Here is an 11,211-nt window from a genome sequence, read left to right on the forward strand (position 1 = left end):
CGCGGTGAACCGAACAGTTCTGGTCACCGGTGGTACCGGAGGTCTCGGCTCCGTGGTCACGAAACACCTCCTCGACACGGGCTGGCGCGTCGTCGTGCCGTGGATCGTCCGCGAGGAACTCGACCGGCTCACCGAGCATCCGAACCTGCACCTTGTTGAGGCCGATCTGGCCGATGAGGGCAACGTCGAGACATTGCTGTCGGTGACAGCGGCGGATCCGCATGCACCGTTGTTCGGCCTGGTCAATCTCGTCGGCGGATTCACTGCTGGTCAGCGCGTGCACGAGGCACCGATCGAGGTGCTCGACTCGCAGCTCGATCTGAATCTGCGGACCGCATACACGGTCACCCAGGCATCTCTTCCGCATTTGATTCGCAACGGCGGAGGTTCCGTAATCTGCATGTCGGCGGCCGCGACCCGCCGACCGTTCCCAGGTGCAGCCTCGTACATCGCGTCCAAGGCTGCGGTGGTCGCGTTGGTCGAAACGCTTGCCCTCGAGTACATTGATGACCATATCCGTGTGAATGCGTTGCTGCCCTTCGTGATCGACACCCCGGGAAACCGCGCTGCAATGCCGGATTCCGACCGCCGATCCTGGTCGCAACCGGGAGACATTGCGAAGGTGATCGACTTTCTGTTGTCCCACAACGGAGCGGCGATTACCGGCGGCTCGATTCCGGTGACCAATGTCGGTTGAACAAGCGGTCCTTTCCCCGCGGGAGGCATCTACCACCGCATAGGACTCCGTGCCCGCATGTGTCGAGCCAGGTCACTGACTCACGCCGGTACATACGCATGGGCCAACGAGGTGTTCCTCGTCGGCGGCAGTGGCGGTGGCCATCACTGCCACTGCCACTGCCACTGCCACTGCCAGTGCCAGTGCCAGGACCGATTCATGTCGGTGTCCCGACCATTGCAGTAGCTGCCTACGGGACACGATCTACGTATACGGTGTCAGAAACTGGCCTCTACAGCCGAACACCCAAGTCAATCGGAGACGGCCACAGCCATCCCGGTGATCCACTCCTCAACCGGTTCGTAAACCAACGCGGAGAGCGGGCCACCGCCGCCTGCGGCGGATGCCGCGAGCCACGTGCGCACCTCGTTGGCCCCCGCGCCGGCGCGCGTGTGTGCCGAGTCGGCCAGCTCCACGAGTGCCGCACGGTCAGCGGCGGCGAACGCGTCGAGGAGGCTCTTGTCCCACTCGGGCTTGATCTTTTTGCGTGCGCCGGGAAGCCCCTCTGCAATTACCCGTGCGCGTTCCTTATCATCGATGTCGTAGGTGTCGAGCTCCAGACTCGGCGGTGAGTGCGACAGGCCGCCGGTACCGATCACGAGCACACGATCGCCCTGCTCATCGAGATAACGGCCCACCGCGTCACCGAAATCCAGTACCCGCCGGGCATGCGGCAGTGGCGCGGTCGCGCAGTTTATAGGGATTGGGATCACGGGGTATCGATCGAGAGCGCCCGTAAGGTCGCGCAACGGCTGCGCAAACGCGTGATCGAGTTCGATGTCGCGACAGACCCCGATGTCGAAGTGGGACTTGAGGAGGTGTTCGGCAAGCGCGCGTGCTCTGTCCTGTGGAACCGCCAACGCACCCGCGGCGTGCCCGCCCTCCGCGATGACCCCCGCCGACAGGGCCACACCGAACGTAGGCACGACGTGACGGAAGGCGCGTCGGTGGTCCCCTCCGAACAACACGATGTAATCGGGATCGAATTCGCGCACCCGTGCCGCAGCCCGTGCCAGGCCGTCCCGAAAGCTGGTCCCGAAGACCTTCTCCACATCTCGTTCCATGCCCGGACTGTGACTCGCACACACTACGAGCCTGTCGCGCTTTGCCATCTGCAGTCTCCTCGGTCACCGGGCCGTCGATCGGACTCAATATGACATAAACGTTAGATTATGGGGAGAGCTGCGTCGAGATACTCGGGAAATATCGTCAGACTCGGGCGAACAGTGCACGTTCGATCAGGAGGGAAAACAATTCGGTCTGCTCTTCGCGATCGACAGGTAGGCCGTTCGCCGCGAATGCCGCGGGGACCTCCTCGATGAGTGCGACCAGTAGGATGTGCGCCACGCGCACGTCGAGTGGATGACGTCGGGGCAGGTCACTGAGGGTGGTGCGCAACGCCCACCGCATATCGTCCACAACTTGACGACGCATGACGTCGAGGTCAGCGTGTGCCGGCGAGCGATCGATCCAGGTGCGATACACAGCCCGATACCGGTCGTGGAGGGAGAACGAGTCCCGCACCCACCGTCGCAGCTGAGTTCCATCGTGGTCGGTTGCTGGATCAAGGCGTCCGAAACGCCTTGCATCCGCAGCCAACTCATACGAACATTCCTCCGAAAGAGCGAGCAGCAGATCCAGCTTTTCATCGAAGTACTTGTACAGAGTGGTACGCGTGACCTCCGCGTCGGCTGCAATCTCGTCGACCTGCGCACGGTCGTAGCCGACTTCCGTCAACGCCCGTAGCGTCGAGCTCAGCAGCGCTCGCACGGTGCCTGCGGCGCGCGCCGACAGGCCTCCGAACCGAGCTTCGAACCCGCCGGAGCGCTTCCTCTCCTCCGGTGGTGGGACTCGGCGTGTCACCCACTCCGGAGGCTCATCCGCGCGAGGACAGACCGCCTCCGGCGGCGTACCGGGGTACAGCAATAGCTGAACCATCACCGCCAGAAAGTAGCCGAGCTCTGATCTCGTCTCGATGGCTCCCGACCGGTGCAGCGTGAAATTGAACCGCAGAATCAAGTTGGTGAGCACGATGGATGCGTGCATCGAGTCGAGAGAGACAGCCTCCTCGTTCCTCAAGATCGCTGCGAGTTGCTGGTGCAGCGCGGTGATCGTATCTGTGAGCGGGGAGGTACCTCGTTGCCCATCGACTCCGATGACCGCCCACTCCGCGAAGATCGGGAGGTAACGGTCGTAGATGGGGGCCCAACCCTCGATCCACTGGCGCAGCACGACGAAACCTTCGCGAGTGGGGCCGAGTCCGTGCAACGTGGCGACGAACTCTCTCGCCGCGCTCCCACACTCTTCCCTGAGTTCGAGCAGTATCTGGTCCTTGCCGGAAAAGTACTGGTAGAAGCTGGCTCGAGAGACACCCACTTCGCGGGTGATCTCCTGGACAGATACGGCAGAGAGCCCCCGCGCTGCGAACTGGTTCAACGCTACTGTCAGGATCCGTTCACGAGTGTGGCCGCCCCGCTCGCCGACAACAGCGGAGGCCGGACCGTATCCGCGTCGCCGGACAGACTCCATTTGGCAACCTCCTCGGAATGAACCATCCGATCGACACGATATCTCTGACAGCAAGTCAATCTAATCTAGCCCATCCTGTTCGCATACAAACCTTGCCAACAGCAGCTATAACGGTCTACTCGACTGGAGGTGCCGGTACAAAGGGTTGACTGCACGTCAGATTGTGAGCGACACTCGCGTTACTCCACTCCAGACGAACCCGCGATCCAGAGAGCATGGCGATATGACAGATAGCGGTTCCAGCAGCCTGTCCGAGCGTCCCGTTGTCATCGAGGCCGCGATAACACCCATCGGCCGCAATGCTCAAGACTTCACAGGAACGGTGACCACCGCCCTCGAATGCCTCGCAGCAGGGGCCTCGATCATCCACTATCGCCACGACTCCCGTCTGGATCCCGACGAAGCTCTCGTGGAGATGAGGCGCATAGGTCACGCCGTGCTGGACAAGGAGCCGTCTGCCATTCTTTACCCTGGCTCCCTGCCGGGCCCGTCCTTCCCTGACAGAGTTGCTCATTTTCGTCCCCTCGCCACGACGGGCACGATCGGCATGTTTCCGTTGAATCCCGGCTCGGTCATGATGGCGGGCTATGACAGTCGAGGATTTCCGGTGACCACCGATCGCGTCGGAGTCACATTCGACGATGCGCAGCGCGTAGTCCGACTGTCCGACGAGACCGGAGTTCCCCTGACCATCGGAGTACACGAGCCGGGCAATCTGCGGTTTGCACTGGCCTACGCACGCGCAGGAAAATTACCTGCCGGATCCATGGTCAAGCTCTACTTCGCCGGCGACCACAGTTCGTACGACGTCGGCAAACGCGCCCTCAACTTCGGCCTGCCACCCACTGTAGAGGCGCTCGATGCGTATCTGTCGATGTTGCGCGGCACATCTATTCCGTGGAGCGTCGCGGTGATCGGCGGCGAACTCCTCGAGACCCCTCTCGCGCGGTATGCGCTCGAACGCGGCGGTCACCTACGCGTCGGTGTGCAAGACACTGCCGGACTGTCCACCGCGTCCAACCGTGAGATGGTCGAGGCTGCAGGTGATTTGGTCGATTCGGTAGGTCGTCCTGTGGCATCCTGCCCCGAGGCACGTAACGTGTTGCACGGGTATATGTTCGAAGCTATGGACTAGCTCCGGAACTGCAGGAGGTTGTTGACAGTCGGGTCTTCCGATGAGAGGAAGACCGCACGTCACCACGAGAGCTCGAACGGCGTGCCAAGCACAAGCCGGCGGTACTGCGGCACGTCGAACCTGAGTTGGCTCACGTATTCGGCATGAACGACGCCTCACGTCTGTGACCTGCTGGTTCTCGTCGCGATCGAGCCGATTTCACGCACTAACAGCCCGGGTTTCAGGCTCGGCGGGTGGCGTTTATCAGGAAGGTGCGCACCAAGTCCGGGGCCACGGCCGTGCAGGTCGCCCGATACGTGGGCGGCCGGCAGGAGATCGTCAAACATCTCGGTTCCGCCCACACCGACGTCGAACTCGGATGCTCCTCGAACGCGCTCGTGCCTGGCTCGAACCCGACCAGCAGGCCCTCGACCTGGGCGTCACACCCCAGATTCCGGTCGAAAAGGCCCTGGTCGGCGGGCAGAGCGCACTGCTCGAGCCTACAGCCGAACCCCCGCAGGTGGACGCGCCGGGACGTACCGAATCGACCGGGTCGGTGCTGCTGCGGCAGGTGTTGACCGAGGTGTACGACCAACTCGGCTTCGGGATCGTCGACGACGCGGTGTTCCGCGATCTGGTGAACCCGGATCGAAACTCGACGCCGGCCGGGTCCTGCAGGACCTCGGGGCGGACCCGCCGAGCTACGCGACGATCAAACGTCACTTGGGCCAGATCATCGATACGATCACACCGCGGCACGGCCGCTCAGTGGTCAACAACTCTCGCAAACGTGCCGAACCGGTATGGGATCGGGCGGCGCATCCGAATGCGTGGAGGGCGGTGTGGCAGTATTCGCGCAGCCGCGCCGCTCGTGACGAGAAGACTTTGAATGCGCAGGAAGCCCGTGCCCGGGCGGTGGTCGACGGGGACACCGCACCGAAGTCCACGCGGTTCGTGACGGTAACCGCGAAAGGCCGGCGGCTGGATACGGCGTCGCTCGAGCGTGCGCGGATGCAGGCCAGGCCTTCGCCGCCACCGCCGACGCGGATCCACGCCTGACTGCGCTGACCTGCATATTCGCCCAATACCCCGCCCTACTTACCCGGCACCCTCACATCGATCGGTCGATCGCCATCACCGTGGGGAATCGCCGCAGCATCATTCATTCTCGGCTTCATCGCGCTACGAGACTTGTCGATCCAGGCCCGCCCAACCGCGAGAAATCGCGTTCCTGTTCCCTGTCATCATCGACGGGACGATCCTGCAAGCGAAGATGGGTGTGGTCACCCGCCGACACGACCGCCGGGCACGCGCGCTTCGAAATGTTCCTGAAGAAATGCCACAGCATTGATACAAATCGCGGAGACTACACCATGAGACAACGGGCGAACGTGCCGATCGCAGCGTCCCGAAATGTCACCGGCCGCGAGACCCTACATCGATGTAGGGTCTCGAGAACCGTGGCGGAATCTCACGATGGGTGGCGGGCCGGTGGCGGATCCGCCATTGTTGTGAGACACGCCCATGTCGAATGTCGGGTCAACAGGTCGTCAGGGTCGATGCTCGATGGTGAAGGACTGGCGGTGGTGCGGTCCGCAACAGCCCCTCGAAGATGTTCAAAATGGTGACATTACGCTCGCTACCAGGGAGATGAGGCTGGCCGGCGGGAACGTCAACCACATCTTGTCCCCGACAGCCGGGTGAACGAAGCGCCGCTGATGCGCGCCGGCATCAGGACTATCGACCGTGGTGAGCTCAGACACGGCGGCGCCGCCAAGCCCACATGCACAGCGCGATTCCCACAAGGGACACCGCAGGTAGTACCCACCTCCACCGGCGCAGTGTCATAAACCGCTGGTACTGCTCGCTCGACAAGAACTGCAAACCCGGCCGATTCGCAGTGGGCGGTTCCCACCAGTAACTTCCCGATCCGGTCAACACCTGAGGCCACGCGAAGACGGCCACCGTGGCCGCGACAAGAATGCATGTCGAGGGGAACACCACCCAGAACCACGGAAACCCGGAGGCGCGGCCAAGCTGGTCCCGCCGTGGCGCGACCACGCCCGTCACCAACACCATCAGCGCTAGAACGCCAAGCACCAACCATGCCATGCGACTGGACGATACGGGGCTTCACCAGGGCCATCGGCACGGCCCGCTTCCTGATCGCGGAAGAAATGCCAGGAAATTGAGACAGGTCGCCGCAATCATGTCGTGAGACAAGCGCCAAGTCCACAGGTCGCGGCGTCTCAAATGCCACCGGCAGCGAGACCCTACAATGATCGACGACCTGATCTACCATTACGACCAGTACGACGTGGATTCCGTGCTGATCAACTGCCACTACCCGATCGCCCCGGACAAGTTCGTACTCAAGTACGGCATCGCGGTCAAGAAGACCGACGCGGTCCCGGCCGAGATCGCGGATCAGCTCGTCGACGCGATGATCGGCTACATCGGGATCGGGTTCGAGCAGGACATCGAGATCTGGAAGAACAAGACCCGCATCGAGAACCCGCTGCTAACCAACGAGGACGGCCCGGTCTACCAGCTACGCCGATGGTACGAACAGTTCTACGTCGACGTCGCCGACGTCACCCCGGAGATGGTGGACCGCTTCGAGTTCGAACTCGACACCACCAAGCCGGTCGAGGCGTGGAAGCAGGAGGTCGCCGACAATCTTGCCCAGCGAGCTTCCGCGGGTGCGCCGGCCTGATGCAGCGCGTCGAGTGTGAGCGCTGCGGCGTCGCGGTCCTCGTCGAGAAGCACAGCTGGCAGCACACGAGCGTCCAGTGGGATACCGATCGGCCCGACACCGTCTGTGACGAGTACCAGGACGGTTCGGCGCCCACGTCGGGCGGGGCGGGTGGGGAGATGCTCGGCGCTTCGTGAGTCCATCGCCCTCGCCGCCGTGGACGGCCGCATCCCGATAACCGACTGAGCACCGCCGACAAGAACAATGGGAGCAGAAATCATGATCGACAAAGACAAGTACGGCCCGTGGGCATTCATCGCCGGAGGATCGGAAGGCGTCGGAGCCGGCTTCGCCGAGGAAGCTGGCGAAGGCGGGACTGAACCTCGTGCTGCTCGCCCGCAAGCCGGGACCGCTCGAGGAGACCGCGGCCAAGGCACGCGCTCACGGAGTCGAAGTGCGTACCCTCGCCCTCGACCTGCTGGCCACCGACGCGCTCGACCGCATCAAGGAGGTGACCTCCGATCTCGAGGTGGGTCTGCTGATCTTCAATGCGGGCGCCAACACCTACGGCCACGAGTTCGTCACCGGTGACCTCGACGCCTGCCGGCAGGTGCTCACCCTCAACATCGACCGTCAGCTCGAGCTGACGCAGATCTTCGGCGCACCGATGCGCGAGCGCGGCCGGGGCGGCATCATCCTGCTCGGTTCGCTGGCCGGATTCGTCGGCGCCGAGCACATGAGCATCTACGCTTCCGCGAAGGCATTCACCCGAGTCTTCGCCGAGGGCCTCTGGGTCGAGCTCGGTGAACACGGTGTCGATGTCCTCCAACCGGTGCTGGGCGTCACCCGCACTCCCGCCATGGAGAGGGTCGGCCTCGACTTCGACATGCCGGGCCTGAACGCGTCGGACCCCTACGACGTCGCGCGTGAGGGACTCGAGCATCTCACCGACGGACCGATCTGGGTCGCGGGCGGCAACTACGAACTGGCTTCCAAGCGAGCCGGATTCCCGCGCGGCGAAATTGTGCGCGAGGTGTCCGCCGAAACTCGCGCGATGATGGGCCGGTAATGCCCGACGCAGCTGCGAACATCCCCCGCTCACCGTCGACCGGAGTCATCGTCACCGGCGGCGCCTCCGGAATCGGATTGGCCTCGGCGCGAGCGGTCGCGCGCGACGGCCGGCCGGTTGCGCTCTGGGACCTCAACGAGCCGAAGGCCGTCGCCGAGGCCGAGCGTATCGCCGACGAATTCGGCGTCGCTGCCGTCGGAGTGGGCGTCGACCTCAGCGATCCCGCCCTCTATGCGGCGGCGCTGGATGCCACCAGGGCGGCGCTGCCGAATATCGGCGGGCTGGTCCACGCCGCGGGAATCGTCGACACCGGATCGCTCGAGGGTGTGAGCGTGGATGTGTGGGATCTCGGCATCAACACGCATCTGCGTCCCTGATTCTCCTGGTCAAGGAACTGCTCCCGGATTTCGAGAAGAATCTCAGGGATCGGCGATCGTCGGTATCTCGTCGATCAACGCGACTCTCGGCAACGCGATCAACCCGGTCTACTCGGCGGCCAAGGGCGGCATGCTGTCGATGGTCCGGTCCCTCGCAGACCGGCTCGGCCCCAGCGGCACACGGATCGACTGCGTGTCGCCGGGTCAGATCCCGACCCCGATGCTGCAGCCCACGGTGGATGCGCTCCCGGAGGGCACGTTCGAACGGCGGATCCTGCTGGGCCGCTTGGGACGTCCCGAGGAGGTCGCGAGCGCGATGCGGTTCCTGCTGTCCGACGAGGCCGCCTACATCACCGCGACCGAACTGGTCGTCGACGGTGGCAACATCTCGTCGCAACGGATGTGACAGTCGCCGGCTCGTCTGTCCGGTGACGCCCGCTACCGGTACGACGCGCGCAGGGTTTTCTTGTCGAGCTTGCCCAGCGGCGTGAGCGGCAGAGCGTCGAGGAAATCGATCGACTTCGGCGCGTGCACCGATCCCTTTGCCGCACGCACTTTCTCGATGAGCTCCTCGTCGGGCACGGTCTGGCCTTCCCGCAGCACGACGCACGCCTTGACGGCTTCGCCCCACTTCTGGTCGGGCACCCCGACAACGGCGACCGACGCGACGGCCGGGTGCGCCGAGATCACGTCTTCGATCTCCCGCGGGAAAACGTTGAAGCCGCCGGTGACGATCATGTCCTTCTTGCGGTCGACGATGGTGAGGAAGCCGTTCTTGTCGGCGCACGCCACGTCGCCGGTGTGCAGCCAGCCACCGCGCAACGCTTCGGCCGTCTCCTCCGGCTTGTTCCAGTACCCCTTCATGACGAGTGGTCCGCGCACACAGATCTCGCCGAGTTCACCCTGCGACACCTCGTCGAGGTCGTCGTCGAGCAGTCGCACGTCGAGCCACGACACGGGACGTCCGCACGAGGCGAGGCGTTCCGGGTCGTCGACGAGGTGCTCTTCCTTGCGCAGCACCGAGATCGTCATGCCGCATTCGGACTGGCCGTAGAACTGGAAGAACACCTGGCCGAGGCGCTCGATGCCTTCGCGCAGGCGGGCCGGCGACATCGCCGACGCACCGTAGAACAGTGTTTCCAGGCTGGACAGGTCGCGGGAGTCGAAGTCGGGGTGGTCGAGCAGCATGTAGATCATGGTGGGCACCAGCATGGTGGCGTTGATGCGGTGCTTTTCGATGGTTTCGAGGACGAGGCCCGGCTCGAAGTACGGCAGCACGTACAGGCAGCCGCCGCGCAGCAGCGTCGGCACGAAGAAGGCCGCACCCGCATGCGAGAGCGGCGTGCAGATCAGGAACCGCGGCTGCTCGGGCCACTGCCATTCGGCCATCTGGATCTGGGTGAGGGCGACCCCCGACCGGAACGAACCCATGACGCCCTTGGGTTTTCCGGTGGTGCCACCGGTGTACACCATCGACGACGTGCCCTCGGACTCGACGGGTGCGGCGACGAGCCGCTGCTCGGTGAACCGGTCGGCGAGGGCGAGGATGTCGGTGCCCACCTTCGACGGCCCCAACGAGAACAGGTTCTTCAGCGTCGGCACCTGGGAGCGGAGTTCGGCGGCGCGGTCCTCGAAATGGGTGGGGTCGAAGATGAGGGTTTCGATCTCGGCGTCGGAGGTGATGTAGAGGTGGTCGGCGAGCGAACCCATGGGATTGAGCGCGCTGTTGCGGCATCCGGCGACCATTGTCGCGCCCATCGAGATGAGAACTTCGGGGCGGTTCTTCGACAGCATCGCCACCGACGAACCCTGCCCGACGCCGACGGAAGCGAGGGCCTGCTGGAATCGGCTGATGGCGGCGCGCATCTCGGCGCCGGTGAGGACGACGTCGCCGAGGTGCAGCGCCGGACGGTCGGCGCTGCGGTCGAGCGCGGTGATGAGCAGGTCCGGGGTGAAGACGGGCCGGTGCAGGTCGGCGTACTCCTCGGGCATGGTCGTCCTTCCGATCGTCGTTGCCGGTGCGGCCGAAGCGACGGTTCCCCGGCCGATGTGGCGGCAATCACCCGCCGACCGTCACGATAACCGCTGGACGGTCAAAACTGAAACATGTTCCATTCTGTTGTGGCGGAGGTTCCTCGCCTAGAGTCGTGGCAACATCGGCAACACCACTCGGGGGATCACGCATGCAGTCGGCCACGCCCGCACCGACCGACACGGACACGGTGGTATCCGCCACCGTCGTCGAGCACCACCGCCTCCGGCACGATCTCGCCGTCGTCCGCCTCGAATGCAGCGACGGCATCGTCCCCTTCCGCGCCGGCCAGTACGTCGACGTCACCGTGCCGCAGCACCCCAACCTGCCGCGCCGCCTCTCGCCCGCGCTGCCACCGTCCATGGACGGCAAACTCGAATTCCACGTGCGCGCGGTGCCCGGCGGATGGGTCAGCGGAGCGATCGTCGCCGACACGAAGGTCGGGCAGGTGTGGTCCATCGGCGCAGCCCGCGGCGGCGACCTCCACATCGACGACACGGGTCGCATCGTCATCATGATCGCCGGCGGCACGGGGCTCGCGCCGCTGCGCGCCCTCATCCTCGACACCGCCCGCCGGGCACCGCGCGCACGTGGAATTCGAGTTTGCCGACCATGGACGGTGGCAGCGCGGGCGAGAGTCGGCGCGGCAGGTTGGGGTG

The 11,211-nt window shown here is 64.4% G+C and carries 9 protein-coding genes and 3 pseudogenes; 9 read left to right on the top strand and 3 right to left on the bottom strand.

All coding sequences use genetic code 11. The features are described 5' to 3' along the window. Positions 1-4: 4 nt before the first annotated feature. On the top strand, positions 5-697 hold the full coding sequence (locus tag Q8814_RS01945) for an SDR family NAD(P)-dependent oxidoreductase (protein WP_408015803.1): 693 nt from the start codon (positions 5-7) through the stop codon (positions 695-697). A gap of 290 nt (positions 698-987) precedes the next feature. On the opposite strand, the gene Q8814_RS01950 is transcribed toward Q8814_RS01945, so the two are convergent. Both Q8814_RS01950 and Q8814_RS01955 read right to left on the bottom strand, forming a co-directional pair. Beyond that, positions 988-1,848, bottom strand: a complete 861-nt coding sequence (locus Q8814_RS01950; protein WP_330150307.1) for a 3-carboxyethylcatechol 2,3-dioxygenase — start codon at positions 1,846-1,848, stop codon at positions 988-990. A 97-nt stretch (positions 1,849-1,945) separates the two neighbouring features. Further along, positions 1,946-3,265, bottom strand: a complete 1,320-nt coding sequence (locus Q8814_RS01955; RefSeq protein ID WP_330150308.1) for a TetR/AcrR family transcriptional regulator — start codon at positions 3,263-3,265, stop codon at positions 1,946-1,948. A gap of 163 nt (positions 3,266-3,428) precedes the next feature. Between Q8814_RS01955 and Q8814_RS01960 the strand changes: the two genes are divergently transcribed. The 7 genes and pseudogenes from Q8814_RS01960 to Q8814_RS01990 all read left to right on the top strand — a co-directional run bounded on the left by Q8814_RS01960 (position 3,429) and on the right by Q8814_RS01990 (position 8,926). Continuing rightward, on the top strand, positions 3,429-4,400 hold the full coding sequence (locus tag Q8814_RS01960; protein ID WP_330150310.1) for a 3-keto-5-aminohexanoate cleavage protein: 972 nt from the start codon (positions 3,429-3,431) through the stop codon (positions 4,398-4,400). Positions 4,401-5,105: 705 nt separating this feature from the next. Next, positions 5,106-5,390: pseudogene (locus Q8814_RS26490) on the top strand (IS1634 family transposase); the annotation flags it as partial. A 1,267-nt stretch (positions 5,391-6,657) separates the two neighbouring features. Next, a pseudogene (locus Q8814_RS01970) lies at positions 6,658-7,095 on the top strand (3-ketosteroid-9-alpha-hydroxylase); the annotation flags it as partial. Next, positions 7,095-7,271 (top strand): hypothetical protein, encoded by a 177-nt coding sequence (locus Q8814_RS01975; RefSeq protein WP_330150312.1) that lies wholly within the window; start codon positions 7,095-7,097, stop codon positions 7,269-7,271. The pseudogene Q8814_RS01970 and the gene Q8814_RS01975, both read left to right, overlap by 1 nt. An 82-nt stretch (positions 7,272-7,353) precedes the next feature. Next, positions 7,354-8,143: pseudogene (locus tag Q8814_RS01980) on the top strand (SDR family NAD(P)-dependent oxidoreductase). Beyond that, positions 8,143-8,520, top strand: coding sequence for an SDR family NAD(P)-dependent oxidoreductase (locus tag Q8814_RS01985; RefSeq protein WP_330150313.1), 378 nt, complete (start codon positions 8,143-8,145; stop codon positions 8,518-8,520). The pseudogene Q8814_RS01980 and the gene Q8814_RS01985 overlap by 1 nt, the downstream one beginning before the upstream one ends. Continuing rightward, positions 8,480-8,926: an SDR family oxidoreductase gene (locus tag Q8814_RS01990; RefSeq protein ID WP_330150314.1), complete on the top strand. Its 447-nt coding sequence runs from the start codon at positions 8,480-8,482 to the stop codon at positions 8,924-8,926. Before Q8814_RS01985 ends, Q8814_RS01990 begins: the two co-directional genes overlap by 41 nt. A 32-nt stretch (positions 8,927-8,958) precedes the next feature. Here the strand turns inward: Q8814_RS01990 and Q8814_RS01995 are convergent, their stop codons facing one another. Continuing rightward, positions 8,959-10,512, bottom strand: a complete 1,554-nt coding sequence (locus Q8814_RS01995; protein WP_330150315.1) for an AMP-binding protein — start codon at positions 10,510-10,512, stop codon at positions 8,959-8,961. A gap of 191 nt (positions 10,513-10,703) precedes the next feature. Between Q8814_RS01995 and Q8814_RS02000 the strand changes: the two genes are divergently transcribed. Next, positions 10,704-11,211, top strand: a 508-nt coding sequence (locus tag Q8814_RS02000) for an FAD-binding oxidoreductase (RefSeq protein ID WP_330150316.1), incomplete at its 3' end; no start/stop codon positions are given.

The sequence above is a fragment of the Rhodococcus chondri genome, from assembly GCF_036327435.1.
GTDB lineage: Bacteria > Actinomycetota > Actinomycetes > Mycobacteriales > Mycobacteriaceae > Rhodococcus > Rhodococcus chondri.

Bases quoted from the DNA above. Each gene is read 5' to 3' on its own strand.
- Q8814_RS01950 (WP_330150307.1), bottom strand. From the start codon at position 1,848: ATGGCAAAGCGCGACAGGCTCGTAGTGTGTGCGAGTCACAGTCCGGGC.
- Q8814_RS01955 (WP_330150308.1), bottom strand. From the start codon at position 3,265: ATGGAGTCTGTCCGGCGACGCGGATACGGTCCGGCCTCCGCTGTTGTC.
- Q8814_RS01975 (WP_330150312.1), top strand. From the start codon at position 7,095: ATGCAGCGCGTCGAGTGTGAGCGCTGCGGCGTCGCGGTCCTCGTCGAG.
- Q8814_RS01985 (WP_330150313.1), top strand. From the start codon at position 8,143: ATGCCCGACGCAGCTGCGAACATCCCCCGCTCACCGTCGACCGGAGTC.
- Q8814_RS01990 (WP_330150314.1), top strand. From the start codon at position 8,480: ATGTGTGGGATCTCGGCATCAACACGCATCTGCGTCCCTGATTCTCCT.
- Q8814_RS01995 (WP_330150315.1), bottom strand. From the start codon at position 10,512: ATGCCCGAGGAGTACGCCGACCTGCACCGGCCCGTCTTCACCCCGGAC.